19 protein-coding genes are annotated in these 20,365 nt (G+C 43.1%); 1 reads left to right on the top strand and 18 read right to left on the bottom strand.

The window, feature by feature from the left end:
- Positions 1–144: 144 nt before the first annotated feature.
- Positions 145–390, bottom strand: coding sequence for a GlsB/YeaQ/YmgE family stress response membrane protein (locus tag BAU14_RS08850; RefSeq protein ID WP_161899724.1), 246 nt, complete (start codon positions 388–390; stop codon positions 145–147).
- Positions 391–570: 180 nt separating this feature from the next.
- Positions 571–1,608: a DHH family phosphoesterase gene (locus BAU14_RS08845; protein WP_202622188.1), complete on the bottom strand. Its 1,038-nt coding sequence runs from the start codon at positions 1,606–1,608 to the stop codon at positions 571–573.
- Between the two features lie 291 nt (positions 1,609–1,899).
- Here BAU14_RS08845 and BAU14_RS08840 point away from each other — a divergent pair, with 291 nt between their 5' ends.
- Entirely contained in the window at positions 1,900–2,829 is a 930-nt protein-coding gene (locus BAU14_RS08840) for a hypothetical protein (RefSeq protein WP_161899723.1), read from the top strand.
- A gap of 99 nt (positions 2,830–2,928) precedes the next feature.
- Here the strand turns inward: BAU14_RS08840 and pepT are convergent, their stop codons facing one another.
- The 16 genes from pepT to BAU14_RS08760 form a co-directional block, all read right to left on the bottom strand.
- Entirely contained in the window at positions 2,929–4,161 is a 1,233-nt protein-coding gene (pepT, locus tag BAU14_RS08835; RefSeq protein ID WP_161899722.1) for a peptidase T, read from the bottom strand.
- 74 nt (positions 4,162–4,235) lie between these two features.
- Positions 4,236–5,360, bottom strand: a complete 1,125-nt coding sequence (locus BAU14_RS08830; protein WP_161899721.1) for a Nif3-like dinuclear metal center hexameric protein — start codon at positions 5,358–5,360, stop codon at positions 4,236–4,238.
- A 101-nt stretch (positions 5,361–5,461) separates the two neighbouring features.
- On the bottom strand, positions 5,462–6,184 hold the full coding sequence (locus BAU14_RS08825) for a tRNA (adenine(22)-N(1))-methyltransferase (protein ID WP_161899720.1): 723 nt from the start codon (positions 6,182–6,184) through the stop codon (positions 5,462–5,464).
- A 116-nt stretch (positions 6,185–6,300) separates the two neighbouring features.
- Positions 6,301–6,624, bottom strand: a complete 324-nt coding sequence (locus BAU14_RS08820; RefSeq protein ID WP_161899719.1) for a hypothetical protein — start codon at positions 6,622–6,624, stop codon at positions 6,301–6,303.
- A 66-nt stretch (positions 6,625–6,690) separates the two neighbouring features.
- A complete protein-coding gene (gene dnaI / locus BAU14_RS08815; RefSeq protein WP_161899718.1) occupies positions 6,691–7,614 on the bottom strand; it encodes a primosomal protein DnaI in 924 nt (307 codons plus the stop codon).
- Complete coding sequence (locus BAU14_RS08810) at positions 7,614–9,023, bottom strand: DnaD domain protein (protein ID WP_161899717.1); 1,410 nt, start codon at positions 9,021–9,023, stop codon at positions 7,614–7,616. The genes dnaI and BAU14_RS08810 overlap by 1 nt, the downstream gene beginning before the upstream one ends.
- Positions 9,024–9,099: 76 nt before the next feature.
- Positions 9,100–9,570 (bottom strand): transcriptional regulator NrdR, encoded by a 471-nt coding sequence (gene nrdR, locus BAU14_RS08805; RefSeq protein WP_161899716.1) that lies wholly within the window; start codon positions 9,568–9,570, stop codon positions 9,100–9,102.
- Between the two features lie 219 nt (positions 9,571–9,789).
- Complete coding sequence (coaE, locus tag BAU14_RS08800; RefSeq protein WP_202622187.1) at positions 9,790–10,392, bottom strand: dephospho-CoA kinase; 603 nt, start codon at positions 10,390–10,392, stop codon at positions 9,790–9,792.
- 1 nt (position 10,393) lies between these two features.
- A complete protein-coding gene (mutM, locus tag BAU14_RS08795) occupies positions 10,394–11,404 on the bottom strand; it encodes a DNA-formamidopyrimidine glycosylase (protein ID WP_161899714.1) in 1,011 nt (336 codons plus the stop codon).
- A 164-nt stretch (positions 11,405–11,568) separates the two neighbouring features.
- Complete coding sequence (gene polA / locus BAU14_RS08790) at positions 11,569–14,214, bottom strand: DNA polymerase I (protein WP_161899713.1); 2,646 nt, start codon at positions 14,212–14,214, stop codon at positions 11,569–11,571.
- 236 nt (positions 14,215–14,450) lie between these two features.
- Positions 14,451–15,149 (bottom strand): hypothetical protein, encoded by a 699-nt coding sequence (locus BAU14_RS08785; RefSeq protein WP_161899712.1) that lies wholly within the window; start codon positions 15,147–15,149, stop codon positions 14,451–14,453.
- Between the two features lie 47 nt (positions 15,150–15,196).
- On the bottom strand, positions 15,197–15,916 hold the full coding sequence (locus BAU14_RS08780; protein WP_420022085.1) for a Bax inhibitor-1/YccA family protein: 720 nt from the start codon (positions 15,914–15,916) through the stop codon (positions 15,197–15,199).
- On the bottom strand, positions 15,909–16,370 hold the full coding sequence (locus tag BAU14_RS08775; protein WP_161899711.1) for a MaoC family dehydratase: 462 nt from the start codon (positions 16,368–16,370) through the stop codon (positions 15,909–15,911). Before BAU14_RS08775 ends, BAU14_RS08780 begins: the two co-directional genes overlap by 8 nt.
- 411 nt (positions 16,371–16,781) lie before the next feature.
- A complete protein-coding gene (gene thrS, locus BAU14_RS08770; protein ID WP_161899710.1) occupies positions 16,782–18,722 on the bottom strand; it encodes a threonine--tRNA ligase in 1,941 nt (646 codons plus the stop codon).
- A gap of 394 nt (positions 18,723–19,116) precedes the next feature.
- Positions 19,117–19,296, bottom strand: coding sequence for a 2-hydroxymuconate tautomerase (locus tag BAU14_RS08765; protein ID WP_161899709.1), 180 nt, complete (start codon positions 19,294–19,296; stop codon positions 19,117–19,119).
- Between the two features lie 64 nt (positions 19,297–19,360).
- Entirely contained in the window at positions 19,361–20,239 is an 879-nt protein-coding gene (locus BAU14_RS08760) for an aminoglycoside 6-adenylyltransferase (RefSeq protein ID WP_161899708.1), read from the bottom strand.
- Positions 20,240–20,365 lie beyond the last annotated feature (126 nt).

Here is a 20,365-nt window from a genome sequence, read left to right as displayed (position 1 = left end):
TGGGTACAACAACTGTGGCAATCACCTAGTCTCCGTCCTCTGAAGGGAATACTAGGAAACGTGAGCCCAGAAAAGCCAAGTCACTTCCATTAAAAAGTGGAAATGACTTGGCTTTTCATTGTTAAAAGTCCAAATGAATTACAGCTATTTACTGCGTCCAAAGAAAAATGAAACAACTGCCACCACAATGACAGCACCAATAATGGAAGGTACAACTGCCATCCCGCCAATGATTGGGCCCCAACTGCCGAAAAGTGCTTGTCCTACAGCAGAACCCACCAGGCCTGCTACTACATTTGCAATCAAGCCCATAGAGCCACCTTTATTAGTAATAGCCCCGGCAATTACACCAATGATTCCACCTACGATTAATGACCAAATAAATCCCATTTCAACTTCCTCCTTCTATCTTCGTCATACAAAAAATGCTCATTAATTAATACTTTTTACAGTTATTATGATACACGTTACTAGAAAAATAGGAAATTCATCTGCTCATTTTATCAAAATAAAAAGAGATAGCCGGAGCTTTTGGCAAAAAAACGTGGCAGCCACAGCTACCACGTTTTTTCAGCTATTTGTAATCGATAATAACAGTTTCTCTTCATCAGAAGGAGCTGCATAATCTTTAATAAACAATTCCTGTTTGAAGAAGCTGCCTCCTGAGGCTTTCTGATGACCACCACCGTTAAAGAAACGTTTTGCAATCACAGATAAATCGACATTTTCTTTGATTCCCCGCAAGGAAACTCCACCACCGACAATCACCATACCAAAATCAACAACCTCACCCGTCTCTGGATCTTCCATAGCTGCCAGTGCATTCCCTAACGAAGATTGATACTGCTCGCCAAAAACATAAGCAAAGCGTAAATCAGCCAACGTGCCAAACTGGGCGCGTTTCAATTTGCCATGGATGTAGTCTGCTTCTTTTTCCTGCATCGCCGTGACAATATCCTGATACTGATCCAAATAGCTCAATCCGTTTACCATCACTGAAGCCATCAATTCAATTCGCTTTTCAGAGCTGAAAAAGTAAAACAGGTTATTGAAGTCTTTGGCCTCTTCTTTATAAGCAGCTGTAGGATTCGCCTGCCAGTCCCAACAGTCGTAACAGCGAATGCAATCTGCTACCCGCGCCAATCGCTCCCATTTTTCATCGCCAAACAGCTGAGTAGGCATTTTTTTGAGTAATTCTTTGAAAATCACCGATGTCCCAGAATGTTTGAGCCCAGTCGTCTCGTCCATAACTGCAATTCGGGCATTTTCGGGAAATGCCTCCTTGATTTCCATTGAGGAAATATGATGGTCATAGATTTTCCATTGAATATTTTTTTCTTGGCAATACGCAGCCAATTTGCGAACGACTGGAAGCGAGGGACAAATATCTGTGATAAACAGATGAGTAACGGCTTCCGTATTATTTTCCATAAAACTCTCTACATTTGGATCGATGGTTCCTTCATTTCCCGGCTCACTATAGGTGACTGGCAAATAATCTGCATCTGCAAACTCCGGAAATTCTTGTAAAACATTTGGCAATAATAATGCTGAACCGACACCATCCAGGTCGGTATGTGAAAAACGTTTGATAAGATACTTCGTCATGGTAATCTTCCTGCTTTCTTTCAGATCGTGTCACTATTTTTCCGGTGCCGACTTTTCAAAAGTCTTGTAGCTTCTCCCGGCGTGTATAAAAAGACTAGCTTACCCGCTTTGGCAAAACACTGTTTATTCTACCTTTTTCACGTCATCGGTGCAAATGATTCAGTCAAAGTGCCACACAAATTAAGGTAGGTGTTCAATCCCAAAGACTCCCTCAAAAGTACCGCCGTTGTCTTTGCCTTGTACAGCCACCTTAAAAACGCTAGAATAATAAGAAAACCGAGGTGATGAATAATGGCCTTTTTTTCCAACAAGTCACTTTTAAGCGAGGCACAAACAGAATTTCTTGCTGCCATGAAATCTTCTCTGTCTTCACAGCCGGGGAAAGTCATTGAAGTGTCTGCGCTCAATGAGTTGGCAAGACAAGCCAACTGCTGGGAGGTTGCTTATTATGCTGTACAAGGCTTCAATTCTTCCGATAAAAAAGCGGTAAACGAGCTGAGTCTTCGGGAGGATTACCTGATAATCTTAAAAAAAATAACTGATAAGCAATGGGCGGAAGAATTGACAGCATCCACTTCAAAGAAATCGCTGCTAAATCAGCTGGTCAGTTCAAAAGAACGGTATCTCAACCTCTATATCAAACCGACTCCCTGGTTGATCAATAAAAAGCAGGCGCAAACCGTACTTCCAGAAACGACTACTTACAAAAAAGATAAAGCCACCGGTGTTTTTGTACTAGAAACCTTGGATCAGCTCCTTTTTGTCTCCTATCGATTAGACTTGGCCCAACATCAAAATCTTGAAGAAGAAAACTTGTCGCTAAATGAACTGCAGCCTCCCTCACTGCTACTTCCAGTCGCAACTCTCGTTTCTAGGATTGCTTCTAAAGATGTAGCCGAATTGGACCTACAGTACATTTTCACCTGGTTATTGCAATATGCCGCTACTATCACAGCGGTGAGTACCCTCTACGCTTCCTATAATACAGCCTTATTACCAGCTGAAGTTGTGGATCAAACCTGCGGCATCATAGAGAAACTGGTAAAAGAAGTTTCGACGGTAGAACTTAAAACTACCAGTGTAGAAGATCCCCTGGCCTTATCACAGCAGCTATTAAAGCAAATCCCCGCCTTGTACGAGGAGGCCAATCAAAAAATGACTGCTCTTGATCACCAGCTACTTTCCCAAGATACAGATCAACCAAAAGATTTGCTTCCTTAAAATCTGGAGCAAAACTGATTGTCTGGAACACAGCTTTGGCACACAAAAACTTCTGAAAAACTGACAGACTCAACCAGTTTTTCAGAAGTTTTTTTACATTTATTCAGCTGCATTCAATTCAGCAATCTTCACAATAACATCTGTAGCCTTTTCCATGGCCTGTAGAGAAACAAATTCAAAGCGGCCGTGCATATTTTCACCACCGGCAAAAATATTTGGTGTCGGCAAGCCCATCTGAGAAAGTTTGGATCCGTCCGTTCCACCACGAACAGGTTCAATCACAGGTTCAATGCTTAATGCCAGCATCGCATTTTTAGCCAGTTCAACGATAGACATGTCTTTTTCGATAATTTCCCGCATATTGTAGTATTGATCGTATTGTTCGACGTGGACGCGAGGATGATCAAAGCGGGCATTGATTTTTTCAGCGGTTGCTTCAATCAATTGTTTGCGTTCCTCGAAAGCCTTGCGATCGTGGTCTCTGATAATATAGCTCATTTTAGCCTCTTCAGGAGAACCTGAGATTGCCATCAAATGGAAGAAGCCTTGGGCGCCGTCAGTTTTTTCTGGAACTTCATCTTGCGGCAAGGCATTTTGAAAATCAATGGCCAATTGAATCGCATTGATCATCGTATCTTTTGCCGTACCCGGATGCACATTTTTTCCTTCAATCGTGATTTCTGCTTGTGCAGCATTGAAGGTTTCAAACTGCAATTCACCAACCGGTCCGCCGTCCATCGTATAAGCGAAGTCTGCCCCAAACTCAGCGACATCAAATTTATCAGCGCCGATACCGATTTCTTCATCCGGTCCAAAAGCGACTTTGATTGTGCCATGCTTAATTTCAGGATTTTTAATCAAAATTTCCATTGCTGTCATAATTTCAGCAATACCTGACTTATCATCAGCTCCTAAAAGCGTCGTACCATCTGTTGTGATCAATGTCTGACCCGCGTAGTTTTTCAAATTCGGAAAATCCTTAGTGTTTAAGGTATACTTCCCCTCTTCATCCAATTGAACAGTAGATTCCCCATCGTAATTTTCAATGATTTGAGGATTAACATTTTCGGCATTGAAATCCGCAGTATCCATGTGGGCAATAAAACCAATTGTGCGTACGTCTTTATCGGTGTTGGGTGGTAGAGTACCAATCACAAAACCGTTTGATTCATTATAAAAAACTTCTTGCAGTCCCAACTCCGTCATCTCTTTTTCCAATTCATGAGCGAAGGCAACCTGAGTAACAGTTGACGGTGTCGTTTTACTCTGTGAATTTGAGCGAGTTTCAGTTTTCACATATTTCAAAAAGCGTGGCAGTAAATTTTCGTACATGTTGATTCCTCCAAAAAATTAGTGTGTGACAAATGTATTGTTTCAAAAAAAGCGGACTAGCTAACAATAGCCTCTCAACGGTACTGGAAGGGATTTGTATTCGTTTCAGAAGCGATAAACTCCACATCCCAGTTTTGTTCTTTTTTCCAAGCTTCCATCTTATCAATAAAGCGCGGAATGCAGACACGTTCAATGTTATGCCCCGGATCGATTACCGTCAAGCCATGTGCCTGCATATCGTGGGCCGTATGATAATAGACATCACCCGTGAGATAAACATCTGCTTTTTTAGCTAGGGCATCCAAGTAAAAGTTCCCCCCACTGCCGCCACAGATGGCGATTCGCTGAACCATCTTTTTGGCGTCCTGCTGAGGTTCTACTAGACGCAGCCCATCTAAATCAAATACTTTTTTTACCTGCTGACAGAAGTCTTCAATCGCCAGCGGTTGTGCGAGGTTCCCCACGCGGCCAATCCCATAAGTCACCGGATCATTATCCAAAGAAAGCAGATCATATGCTGGTTCTTCATAGGGATGAACCGCAAACATGGCTTTCAAAACTTCTCCTTGCTTCTTCTCCGGGAAAATAACTTCAATCCGAGCTTCTTCAACAGTTTCCGGAACTTCAGCGTGACCGATTAAAGGCTGGGCAGCCTTCGTTGGCGTAAAACGACCTTCCCCAAACATCGTGTAGGAAGTATCCTGATAGTTTCCCTGTTGACCAGCCCCGGCAGCACCCAATGCCAAACGCATCTTTTCAGCCGCTGCTTTCGGTACATAGACCACCAATTTTTTCAGTCCTTCGACATGGGTGCGAGTCATATAATCATCTACCTGTATGCCGAGCATCTCACAAAACCAGTCGTTGAGACCATCGTGAATGATATCCATATTGGTATGGGCAGCATAGACTGCAATGTCATGCTTGACCAATGTCATATACATAGCATTTTGGGGATCATCAGAGGTCAACCGTTTAATTGGTCGAAAAATAGGGGGATGTTTGGCAACAATCAAATCCACTTGTTTGGCGACAGCTTCGGCAACAACTTCCGGTCGGACATCCAGGGTCATCATAATCCGTTTAACTGATTTATCTAACGTCCCAATGTGAAGACCTACCGGATCTCCTTCTTCAGCCAGCCAAAGGGGACAAAATTCTTCAAATCGACGAATAAATGTTTTTGCTGCGATACTCATCTACGCTTCCTCCTCGCAAAATAATCTAAACTAAATACACACCGTTAAACAGCAAAAAAACTCCGATAGACAAATAAGCTACCGGTGTTTTTAGGCCTATCCTAGTCCGCCAGTATCTCCTCAATCCAGGATAACTGTTCTTTTATCTCCGTGATTTTTTCTGTTTGAGGGGTGCCTGCTTGTTGCAGCTGATTCCATACGCGTTGCCGATTTTGTTGTTCCTTCTGCCATTTTTTAAGAAAGATCGGTGATTTTTCAACTGCCAATAAGGGACCAAAGAAGAGTTCTTTTTCCGTGTATTCCCCTTTACGTGAGTCTGTCTTCGCCGCTGTTACTGGAAGGGCAACGATGATTTCATAGATTTTGTCATTTTCTTCTAGAATATGTTCTCTTTCAATCCAATACTCGTTGGCGATCAACCATTGGCGGACATTTTGTTCTCCAACATTTGGCTGTAGAATCAGTCGCTCAGTTTTCTGCAGCTTTCCACTGCGAACTCCTTCATCCAAAATATGAGCAATCAACGTTCCACCCATTCCGGCAATTGTTACAGTATCTATACGGTCTTCCGGAACGACAGCCGCCAATCCGTCCGCTAAACGTACAGTTATTTTATTTGACAATCCATTTTTAGCCACCTGTCTTTTGGCCGATTCAAACGGACCTTTTACTACTTCACCAGCAACGGCGTATTGGATTTTCCCCTCAAGCATCAATGCTGTTGGTAAATAAGCATGATCTGAGCCAATGTCTGCTAAACGCGCACCAGACGGCACTTCAGCGCCTACCATTGCTAGTCGTTTCGATAAACTGTGTTCATTCAAAGGAAAACACTCCCAATAATTCATTCATTTTTCTTAATCCAGTGGTTTTTTCGGCAACAAAGAGCCGATTTAACCCACCATTAGTCGGTAATCCTTCGACTTTTGCCATTTGGCGATCATTTTTTCTCTAAATGGTTCATAAGGGTCTCCTCCGAAGCTGGTTCAACAAAGGCTACGGAGCGCCCGGGAATTTGTGGTGAAATCGACATCGTCATGATAGGCAATCCCGAAAGTGTGAGTTTAAGCCGTGTTCCTTTTTTTAAGTTGCTATCGGTGGGGAGGTTCTTTACCTGCTCAGGTACGAGATGCACAATCACCCCTGCGCTTTGAAAAAGCGGCAGAATATTCTCAGGATCTTTGTCCGCTGTAATATTTTCCAGCCATAATCGGATATTTCCTGCGTTCTTTGTAGACTCGCTGTCTTCTTTTAACGTTCCCAAAAAAATCGTTTCGATGATAATCTCCTCCCTAAATTTCCCATTGATATCTCTTATTTAGCAGATTGACTAAGGATTACGCAGATTTGGGCCCTGAAGAATTTCTTCTTTTGCCAAGTAACGAATCCGTTCCACTAGACGTTTTGCTTTTAAAGGTTCATCCCCATCTTTTGAAAAGGTCAAAAATCCCTCTAATGCAGCCATCGTCATATTGGAGGTAAAGAAGGTTGGTAGTTGTTCTTGCATACGATATTGCAGGATAACACCGAAAATTTCATCTCGGGTCCAAGAGGTAATCGCATCTGCACCGACATCGTCTAGTACCAAGATAGGAGCTCTTCTGACTGGATCCATCTTCTCATTGACGGTATTGTCACCGATACTGCGCTTGATATTGTAAGAAAAAGTGGGGTAATGAACCAACATAGTTTCAAAGCCCCGTTTTGCCAGCTCATTGGCCATTGCACCTAAAAGATAAGTCTTTCCTCGACCCACGTCACCAGCTAAATACAGTCCTTTATGAAATTCACCAGGTGCCTTGGAATAGTCCTCGACAAACTGCAGAATCTGAAGAATAATCGCTGTTCGCTCAGCGGTCTGTGATACTGTTTTCATGGTAGCGTTGCGAATATCTTTTGGTATGTCATAGGTTTGGATACGTTTTTTTATCTCTTCTTGTTCTCGTTGAGCCAGCAGTTCATCTGTTGGTACGTAAGAGACATCCACATAATGGTAGTTCAGCGTCAGGCGTGGCTCATACCCCGGCGCAATCATCGTTGGATCCTTTAATTGGAATTTGCGCTTTTCTTTGACAAATTCATAGAGTTTCGAATAACTCTTTTCAATATCTTCTTGTGTCAAACGTTCTTGATTTTCATGCAAAAAATCTTGGACATCTGGGTCTTTCAAAATAGCTGCCACCATTTCCTGATAACGTCCTTGATAGTTGTTGCCGCGCATCATATTGCTGATAGTTTTACCGACGTCTTCCATCACCCATCACCTTCTTCCTTCAAAAATTCTTTCATGCGACGTTCCAGTTCCTCCTGAAGCTTTGGATCAGTTTTTGTCTGATATTTGGACCAGTCTTCCAGCTTCTCGGTTCGTTGGGGCCGATTGCTGGAAAAGCGCTTGGCATTTTCCTGCTTGCGGGTTTCTTTTTTCTGTTTTTCTTCTTCAAGCTCAAGTTTTCTTTGACGCACATAGGTGATTGCGTCTTCCGGTGTCTTCAACTGTTTCTCTGACCAATCGGTAGCAATAGTATTTACCAATCGTGAGTTAAGATCGCTCTTGTTTTGATCCACTAATACATAACTCATCAGCTGATTGATTACACTGTTTGGCAGCGGTGATTTTTCTACTAAGTCCTTTAACAGCCATTCTTCATTTTTAGTAACAAAACTCCGCTTGGCCTTTTTTAGTCCTTGCAAGTATTTCAACGGCGGATAGGTTTCGGCCGCTTGGATGGCTTGCCAGTCTGCTTCTGTATACCCCTGTGCTAAAAAAGTGTTTTTGCGGCGAATCAACTCATCCCCATCAGTTGATCCACTTGATTGCTTAACAACAGGGGCCTCTTTCATCCGCATTTCTGCCAAACGATCCAACTGCTTCATGGTCAAGCTGCCATTTTCTAACAGGAGCGTATCTGCTAACAGCTGAACCAGCTCCATCTCATTGTAGCCATACAACTCGTGATAAAAGGCTAATCTCTCCCGAAGTTCATCAGTGAAGACGATTGCTTCCAAGTGTTCCTTCTCGGCAAGATCTTTCATAAAAGTCCAATCCAGATCTGTCAATGTCACCTTTAAATCACCGGTGTCCTCAAAATTTTGATAGGCTGCGGTTTGCTTTTCGATGTCTAATGTTGCCGCATTGTTTAAGGCCCAGTTTTCTGAGTCAGTTTTTCCACCAAAGACTTCAGCAAAGCGTTTAGTCACTTGACGATATCCGTCTAAAACTAAGTCCTTGGGAGCAAAGCGGGTAGCCAGCTGATTGAACTTGTGCTGAGAGACCTTTTGCAAAAGTAATTGACAATAACGAGAATCTTGAAAAAAAGCCGTTGGTGTCACAGGCTCCAATAGTTCATATAAAAATTGTCGACCTAATTCTCGGTCATTTTTGGTATATACTCGCAACAATCCAATTGCTTCCAAACGGACACGGGCACTAACAAAGCGTGGTATCCCCATATCCAATGCAGTCAGTGCATCCATGTGAAGAAACTCATCTTGCGAAACATCTTCTGCATCTGTCAATAAAGAGAGATAAACCGCCACGGCATCGCTGCCAATGATTGGTTGATACAGATGGCACAGCGCCTGTTCTCCATCCCTTTGTAAAGGACGAGCTTTAAAAGGACGATAAATTTCTTTTGGTTTTAATTGTTCTTTCGAATAGTCCAAGTTTACAGCTCCTTGATCATAGCAATACAGCGGTGAAGAGAAACTCTTGCAAAGCGCTTATTGCAAAATAAACCCATCAATTTTCCCCATTCTTAGCTTTTTCGACGATTTCTTGTAGCTCTTTCAAAAACACCGACATGTCTTTGAACTGGCGATAGACACTGGCAAAGCGAATATAGGAAATCTCATCGACTTCTTTCAATTCCTCCATCACATATTCACCGATTTTGATGGTAGAGACTTCATTTTCTCCGAGACCTCTCACTCGTTCTTCCACATGGTCCACAATCTGCTCCATTTGTTCCATTGCCACCGGTCGCTTCTCAGCGGAACGGATCAAACCACGCAAAATTTTATCACGGCTGAACTCTTCCCGTTTGCCGTCTTTTTTAATCACCAAAAGTGGTGTTTCTTCAATTCGTTCAAAAGTTGTAAAACGGTAGCCGCAGTTCTCACATTCGCGACGGCGGCGGATCGTGCGACCGTCATCTGTCTGGCGACTGTCGATGACGCGGCTTGAATTATGATGACATTTTGGGCAACGCATAAATTCCACCTTCTCTTTTTAATAAATAATAATTCGTAGACGATTGAAAGACTGTTCTATGTTCTCTGAAAACTATTCTACAAACAGCTTTTAGGCCGTGATTCCATATTCTTTATCTTTCATAATTATAACAGAAAAACCGGATGAAGTAAGCAGAGAACACCGAAAAAACCGCGAAGCTGCTTAGCTAAAGCTCTCCGCGGTTGATACAGTATTTAACTAGTTTTCAATAAAATGATGGGCTTGCAGCCAATCTTGGATCTGCTGACGAGTTTGCGAAGGCTCCCCTTGATTGTCGATGACCCAATCCCCTCGTGCTGCCTTTTCCTCGATGGACAGTTGACTATCAATGCGTTGCTGGGCTTCTTTTTTCGACAGTTGATCTCGACTCATTAGCCGCGCCAACTGGAGTGTTTGCGGAATATAAACAACAGCCACTTGATCCATGTATTGTTCATATCCCCGCTCAAACAACAGCGGAATATCAGCTACTACTAAGGGCGCCTGCGCAGCTGATGTACGAATCTGTCGCAAAATCTCTTCTCTTAAATAACCATCTAATAGATCATCCAATTGTTTTCTTTTTTGGGGATCATTGAATACAATGTCGCCTAAGCGCTTGCGATTAAGCTGCCCGGTTTTTGTTAACATCTCTTGGCCAAAGGTCGAAACGATGGCTGCTAAAGCTGGCTCATTGGGTGCTACAATTTTTCTAGCGACTTGATCGCCGTCCACTACCGGAATGCCAAATTCTTTGAATACATTTACAGCTGTTGTTTTACCAGTCGCAATAGAACCAGTCACACCAAGTACAAATGTCACGTCATTTCTCCTCCTTGCCGCGTCTATTTTGCGGTTGTCGCGGCTGACGATGCTGCAGCTTTTGACAGTGGGGACACAAATGCGTTCCCCGCTGAGCAACTTTAATCTTGATAATTGGGCTACCGCAGCGAGGGCAGGGCTTGCCGGTTTGTCCATAAACATTCAGCGACAATTGAAATTTCCCAGCCTCTCCCAATGCATTGAGATAGGTTCGAATCGTGGTGCCACCCGCTAGAACAGCCCGCTCCAAGACGTCGATAATCGCAGTCCTTAGCTGTTGAATTTCTTTATCTGTCAACGTGTCTGCCGGCTGTTCCGAATGAATTTTTGCCTGCCACAATGCCTCATCGACATAGATATTTCCCAACCCTGTCACCAACCGCTGATCCAACAACAGTGGCTTAATCGCCTTTTTAGAACGCAGTAGACCTGTCTTAAAATTGTCAAAGGTGAACAACTCTGGTCGCGGCTCAGGACCCAACTGGCGAATTCCTTTATATTGATCTGCACAGTCTTTGGCTACCAATGCCATCCGGCCAAACTTACGGACATCCCGGTATTGCAGTTGGCTGTGGTCAGTAAAGGTAAAGAGGACGTGGGTATGCTTTGTGATGGGAAAAAGCTCCCTTTTTTTCTCCAAGTCGTGGTCGAGTTTTGCTTTTTTTAACTGTTCTTCTGTTAAACGAAGGGCAGCATTAGATTCTGCTGCTAAAAGCGAGGTGTCTCCCAACTCCACAACCTCTTCTTTCGACGTTGCTGCGGGAAAGAACTCGTATTTTCCCTCCATCCGCAAATGACTAATCAAATCGTGATCTGTCAGTTTAAAAATAAGAAACTTCCCTCTACGGTGGACTTCTTTGATTGTTTGTCCTTCCAACAACACTTGAAACAACGGAACTTCTGGCATTTCGATGATTTTCGGCCAGCGAACTTCAACTTTTTCAATCGTTTTTCCAACCACCAACTGTTCCAGGCCTTTTCGGACAGTTTCTACTTCCGGCAATTCCGGCATCTGAATCCATCTCCTCACGAGACATTTTTTGTCTGTACTTTTATAACTCAATAACTATAACAGCTTAAAAGACGCCCTTAAGTTTTGACAAGGATTTTGCCTTCCTATAAGAAAATCAAAGACGCCGTGCGATCGAAATAACCGATTGCCCGACGACTTTTTTGCTATTTCGCTTCGTACCAAGTCTTGCCCCAAGATGAATCAGTGATTAAAGGCACACTGAGACTTACTGCCTGTTCCATGACTTCCTTGACCAAAGCATCCAATCTTTCCAACTGGTCTTCAGGTACTTCAAAAACCAGTTCATCGTGGACCTGCAGTAACATAACTGCATCCAGCTCTTCTTCTTTTAGACGACGAGCTAAATCAATCATGGCAATTTTCAAAATATCGGCGGCACTGCCTTGAATTGGCGTGTTAATCGCTGTCCGCTCTGCAAAGCTTCGCAGGTTGAAGTTGCGGGAGTTGATCTCCGGTAAATAACGCCGACGATGATATAGTGTCTCAACATAGCCTTTGTCTTTGGCTTCTCGCACGATTTCTTCCATGTACTTTTTGACCCCAGGATACTTTTCAAAATAGGTATCAATGTACTGCTGCGCGGCTTTTCGTGTGATTCCCAGGTTTTGTGACAAGCCATAGTCAGAAATACCGTAGACGATCCCAAAGTTGACCGCTTTGGCTTGACGGCGCATATTCGGTGTGACATCCTCCGCTTTTTCAATTCCGAAAACCCGCATTGCAGTGGAAGCGTGGATATCTTGACCTTCCACAAAGGCTTCTTTCAAATGTTCATCATCGGAAATGTGGGCCAACACCCGCAGTTCAATTTGTGAATAGTCAGAAGAGTAGATTAACCAGTTCTTATCTCGAGGAACAAATGCCTGTCTGATTTTCCGTCCCTCTTCTAAACGAATCGGAATATTTTGTAGATTAGGGTCCACTGAACTCAGCCGTCCTGTTTGCGTAAGCGTCTGCACATATCGTGTGTGAATTTTCCCGTCTTGTGCAATAACTTTCAACAAACCTTCCACATAAGTCGATTGAATCTTGGCAATCTGCCGATAGTTTAAAATATCGTCAACGATTGGTGCTTGTTCCCGCAGCTGCTCTAAAACATCGACTGCCGTAGAATAACCAGTCTTCGTCTTTTTAATTACTGGCAGACCCATTTTTTCAAATAGAATCACACCCAGCTGTTTGGGTGAATTGATATTGAAGACTTCTCCTGCTTCTTCAAAAATCTTTTTTTCGATTTCCTGCAAGCGAACGGAAAACTCGCCTTTCATTTTCTGCAAGCGTGTCGGATCTACCGTGATACCCGCAATTTCCATCTCTGCCAAAATGAAAGACAACGGGAGTTCCATCTCATAAAATAAAGCGGACTGGTCTTTTGCTTTCAAATCGGCATCTAATCTGTCACTCAGCCAGTGGATAGCTTGGATTTTCCGTGCCAAATGAGCAAACATCGTCTCCTCATCTTCTGGTAACCCGCGTTTGGCACCTTTGCCATAAACAGCCTCGTCAGACTGGACCTCATTGTAGTCATAATGTCGTGCCACGCCGGCAATGTCGTTGGAGTTGTCGTTAGTATCCAGCAAATACGCCGCCAACAGGACGTCAAAAGCGATTCCCTGTGCCTGCTTTTCAGTGTAGCGCTTCAATGCGACATAGGTTCTTTTGGCATCATAAACCTGCTTCGAGTTGGCTGCTTCCAACCAGGTGAGAAAAGCTTCGTTTTCAAAAAGTGCCAAATCTGTGGTCACGTAAATCTGCTTTTTAGTTCCCCAGGCAACAGCTACTACGTCTTCGGTATGATAATTGTCCCCTAACATCTCAACATAAAGCGCCATCTCTGAAGTAAACATGTCCGCAGAAAACCTATCGACGACTTTGAAAGAAACCTCTTCCAATGCCGAAGTATCTTCCGTAACATTCAATTTATCCAAAAAGCTTTTAAAGTTCATTTCCTGATAAAAAGGAATCAGTTTTTCCAAATCTTTGCCAGTGTAAATAAGACTATCAATCGCTACATCCACTGGTGCTTCGGTATTGATTGTCGCTAACTTTTTGGATAAGAAGGCCTGCTCTTTGTCGTTAATCAGATTTTCCTTCATTTTGCTTTTTTTCAATTCATCAATATGTTCGTAGATGCCTTCCACAGAGCCGTATTCCTTCAATAACTTGATTGCTGTTTTTTCGCCAATCTTGGTAACTCCGGGAATGTTGTCAGAGGTATCTCCTGCCAGACCTTTCATATCGATGATTTGTGCCGGTGTCAGGCCATCGTATTTTTCAGCAATATGAGCCGGAGTATAGGTCTCAATTTCAGAGACGCCCTTCACCGTAATGTCCACTTTGATCTCATCGGTTGCCAACTGTGTCAAATCTCGGTCACCTGAAACGATCACCACATCGAATTCCTCTTTGTCCACTTGTTTCGCCAGTGTGCCGATAATATCGTCAGCTTCATAGTTTGGCAGTTCATAATACTGCACGCCAAGTCCATTGATTAATTCACGGATATAAGGCAGCTGCTCTCGAAATTCTCCAGGTGTTTTGGCACGACCCGCTTTGTAGTCTTTGTACATTTCCGTGCGAAATGTCGTCTTCCCCGCATCAAAAGCCACCAAAACATGCGTCGGTTTTTCTTTTGCCATCACGTTGTCAAACATGGTGTTAAAGGCATAAATTGCATTGGTGTGTAGTCCGCTATTGTTTTTAAACCGCTCCAAAGAATTGTGGAGTGCAAAAAAGGCTCTGAAAGCGACACTGTTGCCGTCAATCAGCAATAATTTTTTCTTGGTCATGGTTTTACCCCTTTGTTGTAGTTGATCATCTTTGGCAACCCGCTTAAACTACGGTCTGCCTGCTGTTCACCATTTTTTACTTTTCACAGTGATGGTTATCCTCTTTCATTCTAACAAAAAAACAGCTGCAAAACATCGCTGACGTGTTGAAATTTCAGCGATGTTTTGCAGCAGATAACTATTCATGAAAAGTCAGTGCCCCTCTAAAATTTTGCGTTTCAAAACTGCTATTCCCGTCAGCGCAACTCTGGGTGCAATTGAATCGGATTGTTCTGCCAGTCGATTGCTGTGATTCGGTAAGGAAAATCTCCTGCTAACTGATAGGTTCCGACTGCTGGCAAAGTAGTTTTGACCATTCTGTCATCTCCTTTTGCCAGATAACCTTGGCCCAATTTCAGCATGTCTTTTATCCCTAGGTTCGTTTGTGTATGGGAATTAACGTTGCCTATGTTTTTGGTGATTGTGGAAAGGCGTGGTTTCAACAGCTTTTTCTTCATCAAACGAATCACATCTTCTTGCCGTGTAAAAACGCCAAAGGTTCCATCATCATCAATTTGCCAGCTGATATAAGCAGCCACTTCAGTCATCGTTAGAAAAAGTGTTCCCGAATCGTAATGCCGGCCATTTTGCAGTGCGGTAAATGATGTGGGATTTTCTACTTGAAAGAAGCCGGCATTGTCCAGTCCAGATTCTTTGACGGCAGCCAGTCCCTCACTTTTTTTCATGACTAGATATTTCTCTACCGTAATTTCGAAGGCCACACTAAAATAAGCCATGAATTTTTCGATGGGGTGCTCTACAAACAATTGGCCCAGCGTTTTTTCTCCAATCAAGATTTCTGGAGAAAACCGAAGCAATTGGTTTTTCCCGTCTTTTAAATCATACAAGTAAAATGTCGATTCTTTTTGATCGTCAAAAATAAACAACACTTTCATTATTTTATTCCCTCCTCTCGTCAGTTTTTCTCAGTTCAAAAAAACTGTTAATTGTCGTCATACCCGAAGATTCGCAGCAAGTACAAGAAGATATTGATGAAGTCCAAGTACAACTGCAAAGCTACGAAGGCGGCAATCCCTGTGTTTTCTTGGTTTTGGAATTGGTAATAATAGGTGCGAATCATCTGATTGTCATAGGCAGTCAGCCCTGTGAATACAAGGACGCCCCCGATGGCCAGCATGAGATCCAACCCGGTGCTGTGAAAAATAAATACATTCAGCAACATGGTGATAATCAAACCCCAAACTAGAATCAGACTCACTCGACCGACAACGCTTAGATCCTTTTTGATAAACATCCCCACCAAAGCTGCACCGGCAAAGGTCACTGTGGCAGTTACAAAAGCTTGAACGACGGTTGCTTTGCTGTAGGTCATCAGCGTCACTGTCAGCGTCAGGCCAGTCAAAAGTGAATAGACGATAAAACCTGCCAGCGTGAAGGAAGGATTTTTAGTAGCCTTTTTGCCCATCAGCAGCACTAAGACTAATTGCGCAATCCAAAGTCCCCAAAAGCCAAGTGGAAAGCGATTAATGAAAGTTTCAAACTGAGTACGAAAGACATTTGCACCCAACCAAGCGGTCAAGGCACTCAGCCCCAAGCCGCCTGCAAAAATACCATAGACTTTGCCATAAAATTTATTCAGTGCACTCACGTTTAATTGTGGTGCATATTGGCCGGGATGTTGCAGATTATTTTGATTATCCAATGTGATCACTCTCTTTCTTTGATGGCGGTTGCACCATCACGACTGCATCCAGAACACGGCTTTCTTCTGTATTTGTGGCTTCAACAGAAATGGTCACTACGTCTTTCATCTTATCGACCTTGATGACTTCAAATTCAAAGGTCAGCGTTTCGTAGTGGTAGACAGGTTCAATAAAGTTCACCGAAAAATTAACAACATGAGAACCCGGTCCCGGCAGATGCTTACTGATGGCTGACGTAATAATCCCCATCAACATCACTGAAGGCACAATTGGGCGCTGATACTCTGTCTCCTGTGCGTAGTCGTGTTGAATGTAAAGGGGATTGGCATCATTGGTCAACCCAAGATAAATCAACAACTGGCTATCTTCAATCGATTCCGTTAAAGACAACGAGTCCCCTTCCTCGATTTCATCAATATTCTTACCTATTTTCTTGCTTCTGTTTATCTGCAAAACATATTCCTCCGAAAGTGGTTGTATTTAGATTAACCTAATTTTATCAAAACCCTTTAAAAGTGCAAGTTTTGTCTTTCCAATCCGCTAAAAATCAACGGTCACTTATAAAATAGAAAGTTGAATCAGTATAGCACCTTACTTCGAATAAAAAATCGGCCTTTAGACCGAATCCCTTTAGCTGACAGCGGTGAGCTTCAATCCGCAGATTGGCTTTTGCCTGTTCCCCTTTTATTGCGACAGTTACTTCTTACATTTTTATGAGTAGCTTGCTTATCTCTCAAATTCCGGGTAGTCCTTAAAACAAAAATCTGTCGCAATCAAAGTTCGGCCTTTGATTACGACAGATTTCTGAAGGTGCTTTTTTAATCAATCAGAGAAAAGTTCCTGTTTGTTTTTCTGCTGATTTTGTTAAACACGACTGTAGTTTTTGACTTCAGCAGCAATGGCATCCAAAAACAAGTTGGCTTCCAAGACTTCTGTTTCTTTGCTGCCGTATTTACGGATATTGACTGTGGCATCTTTGACTTCTTGATCGCCAACGACGATTTGATACGGAATTTTTTGTGTTTGAGAAGCCCGAATCTTGTAGCCCATCTTTTCGTTGCGGTCATCAACTTCTACGCGCAAGCCCAATACTTGCATCCGTTCTTTCAACTCATAAGCGTAATCACTATGAGCTTCCACGGAAACCGGAATAATAGTTGCTTGTACAGGTGACAGCCAAGTTGGGAAAGCCCCTTTGTAAACTTCGGTCAAGTAGGCAACAAAGCGTTCCATCGTAGAGACAATCCCCCGGTGGATAACTACCGGACGGTGATTATTTTCACCATCTTCACCGACATAAGTCAGATCAAAACGCTCTGGCAACAAGAAGTCCAATTGGATAGTGGATAGTGTTTCTTCCATCCCCAAAGCTGTTTTTACTTGGACGTCGAGTTTTGGTCCGTAAAAGGCTGCTTCTCCTTCTGCTTCAAAGTAGTCCAGACCCAGTTCATCCATAGCAGCTTTCAGCATAGTTTGGGCATTTTCCCACATCGCATCGTCATCAAAATACTTTTCTGTATTGTTGGGATCACGATAGCTCAAACGGAACCGGTAATCAGTTACGTTGAAATCTGCATAAACGGAAGTCATCAGATCTAGTGTCCGCTTAAATTCGTCTTTGATTTGATCTGGTCGTACAAATGTGTGCCCGTCATTCAAAGTCATTTCCCGAACCCGTTGCAAGCCGCTCAGCGCACCGGATTTTTCGTAGCGGTGCATCATACCTAATTCAGCGATACGAATTGGCAGCTCACGATAGGAATGAATATGGTTTTTGTAGACCATCATGTGGTGCGGGCAGTTCATTGGACGCAACACCAGCATCTCACCGTCTCCCATATCCATTGGTGGGAACATATCTTCATGGTAATGATCCCAGTGTCCAGATGTTTTGTACAAATTGACATCTGCCATGATTGGTGTGTATACGTGTTGGTACCCCAGGCTAACTTCTTTATCCACGATATACCGTTCGATGATACGACGGATGGTGGCACCTTTTGGCAACCAGAATGGCAGCCCGGAACCAACTTCAGGAGAGACCATGAACAAGTCCAACTCTTTCCCTAATTTACGATGATCGCGTTCTTTGGCTTCTTCACGCAAGCGGATGAATTCTTTCAAATCCTTTTTATCAAAGAAAGCTGTTCCGTAGACCCGTTGCATCATGTGATTTTTTGAATCTCCTCGCCAGTAGGCTCCTGCCACAGAAAGCAGTTGGAATACTTGGATACGTCCAGTAGATGGTACATGAGGTCCGCGACACAGATCAACAAATTCTCCTTGGCTGTAGGCGGTAATTACTTCATCTTCTGGCATTTCGCTGATCAGCTCTTCTTTATAAGGATCGCCAGCAAAAAGTTCCAAAGCTTCAGCACGAGTCAATACATGACGTTCGATAGGCAAATTTTCTTTAACGATTTTCATCATTTCAGCTTCAATGGCTGGCAGATCTTCCGCAGTAATCGGATGTTCGCCGTTGTCTGTATCATAATAAAAACCGCTATCGATTGCTGGACCTACGCCAAAGTGGATAGTTGGAAATAGACGGCGAGCAGCCTGGGCCATCAGATGAGCTGCGGAGTGACGCAAAAGTGGCAGCGCTTCTTCAGAATCCGGTGTGACGATTTCAATACTGCCATCTGTTTCGATTGCGCGATTTAGATCGATGAGCTCGCCATTAAACTTGCCCGCGAGCGCTTTTTTCGCCAGGCTATTGGAAATTCCCGCTGCGATGTCTTTAGTGGTGACACCGGCTGAAAATTCCTTTACAGCGCCGTCCGGAAATGTGATTTTAATTGACATAGTAGTTTCTCCCCTTATAATTTTTTTGCTGATCGATTGCAACGAACGTCGGGAAACAAAAAAGTCCCAGCACCTATCAACTATATGTTGACAAGCACTAGGACGTAACAGACGTGGTTCCACCTAAATTCAAACACGATGATTCGTGTTCCTCATTGCGGTAACGGTGCAGGCCGCTTCTGTATTTGACAGAAGTCTTGGCAAAAAAGTGGTCATTCCCCGGTTTTCTTTTGGCTCGCTTGCAGCAATTGCGACCCTCTCTGTAAAAAGACTCTCAGGTTCAGTTGGCTTTTCTATCGATCAAGTATGGTTACATTTAAACACTCTTGAAAAATTTTTGCAAGGAAAATCTTTTTGTTTTCAAAAATTAACCAAACAGTCGCAAATCAAAAAATTATTCCTTCCATTCACCATTCACAGCGTATGTCCCTTTTTTCATTTCATTAATAATCACATGAATATGTTCTTTTGGGGCACCCGTATTCTTATGGACAGCCTCAGTAATCTCTTCCATCATTTTGGTCAACGCTTCTTGGCTGCGTCCTTCAACTAATTCAATATGAACAAACGGCATTTCCAATTCCTCCTTCAATTATTTCTTTTAGTTGGCTTTAGCAATCATTGCCCTTTACGGCAGATTACCCTTCAATCTCTGTGTCGATATGTTTTTGATCCTCAAACCAGCTGCGACTATATTGCATGATTTTTTCAGCAGTCCCCTTGTCATAGGTAAAACCCATTTCCTCTGCTAATTTGCCAGCCACCTCATGAAAGAGTTCCTGTGTAGTGAACAGACTCTGCCAAATAGTAGTGAGGCTGGTGAAGTCACGAATTTCAAACAACAGTTGTCTGGTTGCTTCATCCAGATAATCTGGCAGATACTTGAAATTTTTGCCAAAGCTTTGATTCCAGCCGCTTTCATTTCCTACCCGCCAGCTTAACACGCGTAGCAGTTCTTTTTGGCAGATTTCATAGAGGTGGTCTGTGGCATACAAAGTTTCTTTGCGCCAAAGTCCCTTGACCACGTAGGTTGACACCCACCAAAACTCATTGCAGCAATCCTGAAACAGCACTTCTTGTGGTGGTTGTACCCAAAATTTCTGATCTCCTGCATCAGGCAGTGGCGGAAAAACACGCTTCGGATCCCAAAGAACAGTCAAAAAAGGATCTTCTGCCAGTAAAATCTCCAATTCCGAGTGAGGGCACAGCATCAAATCGATCCGATTGCCGTCTTCAAAAAGCGTCAAGAAAGTAAAACGTTCCCCTAATGTGGGAGGAAACAAAGTCATCTCTTCCGGCCGCTGTTGAATCAACACCGGCCCAAAAGCTGCTAACCAACTACGATCCGCTAAGAGACTTGTCTTGTCGTTAACTACATAGACCACATCATAATCTTGAAAGATATCTTTTGGCGCATGTTGGTTCATTCGCGACCCTTCCATTGCCACTGCGTCAACTTGTGGCAGACTTTTGGCAGTATTTAAGATTAAATCAATCATTTCTTGCTCACTGCGCATAACCGGTTGCTCCTTTCGTTTTCTATTATTGTAGCACACCTCTTGCCCTGCCTTCTCCGTCAAGTTTTTTTGTGCTATAATTTTATGACGTATTTTTAAAGGCCCCGGTCTTTAAATTTTACTGAC

Source organism: Candidatus Enterococcus leclercqii (assembly GCF_009933135.1).
GTDB lineage: Bacteria > Bacillota > Bacilli > Lactobacillales > Enterococcaceae > Enterococcus_C > Enterococcus_C leclercqii.
The sequence above is the reverse complement of the archived record's forward strand: the minus strand, read 5'-3'. Positions and strand labels throughout refer to the sequence as shown.

What these genes read in the sequence shown, in the direction of transcription:
- polA (WP_161899713.1), bottom strand. Translation starts at nt 14,214, where the DNA reads ATGACCAAGAAAAAATTATTGCTGATTGACGGCAACAGTGTCGCTTTC.
- pepT (WP_161899722.1), bottom strand. Translation starts at nt 4,161, where the DNA reads ATGTACGAAAATTTACTGCCACGCTTTTTGAAATATGTGAAAACTGAA.
- BAU14_RS08765 (WP_161899709.1), bottom strand. Translation starts at nt 19,296, where the DNA reads ATGCCGTTTGTTCATATTGAATTAGTTGAAGGACGCAGCCAAGAAGCG.
- BAU14_RS08850 (WP_161899724.1), bottom strand. Translation starts at nt 390, where the DNA reads ATGGGATTTATTTGGTCATTAATCGTAGGTGGAATCATTGGTGTAATT.
- mutM (WP_161899714.1), bottom strand. Translation starts at nt 11,404, where the DNA reads ATGCCGGAATTGCCGGAAGTAGAAACTGTCCGAAAAGGCCTGGAACAG.
- BAU14_RS08760 (WP_161899708.1), bottom strand. Translation starts at nt 20,239, where the DNA reads ATGCGCAGTGAGCAAGAAATGATTGATTTAATCTTAAATACTGCCAAA.
- BAU14_RS08830 (WP_161899721.1), bottom strand. Translation starts at nt 5,360, where the DNA reads ATGAGTATCGCAGCAAAAACATTTATTCGTCGATTTGAAGAATTTTGT.
- BAU14_RS08785 (WP_161899712.1), bottom strand. Translation starts at nt 15,149, where the DNA reads ATGAAAGTGTTGTTTATTTTTGACGATCAAAAAGAATCGACATTTTAC.
- nrdR (WP_161899716.1), bottom strand. Translation starts at nt 9,570, where the DNA reads ATGCGTTGCCCAAAATGTCATCATAATTCAAGCCGCGTCATCGACAGT.
- BAU14_RS08840 (WP_161899723.1), top strand. Translation starts at nt 1,900, where the DNA reads ATGGCCTTTTTTTCCAACAAGTCACTTTTAAGCGAGGCACAAACAGAA.
- thrS (WP_161899710.1), bottom strand. Translation starts at nt 18,722, where the DNA reads ATGTCAATTAAAATCACATTTCCGGACGGCGCTGTAAAGGAATTTTCA.
- BAU14_RS08845 (WP_202622188.1), bottom strand. Translation starts at nt 1,608, where the DNA reads ATGACGAAGTATCTTATCAAACGTTTTTCACATACCGACCTGGATGGT.
- dnaI (WP_161899718.1), bottom strand. Translation starts at nt 7,614, where the DNA reads ATGGAAGACGTCGGTAAAACTATCAGCAATATGATGCGCGGCAACAAC.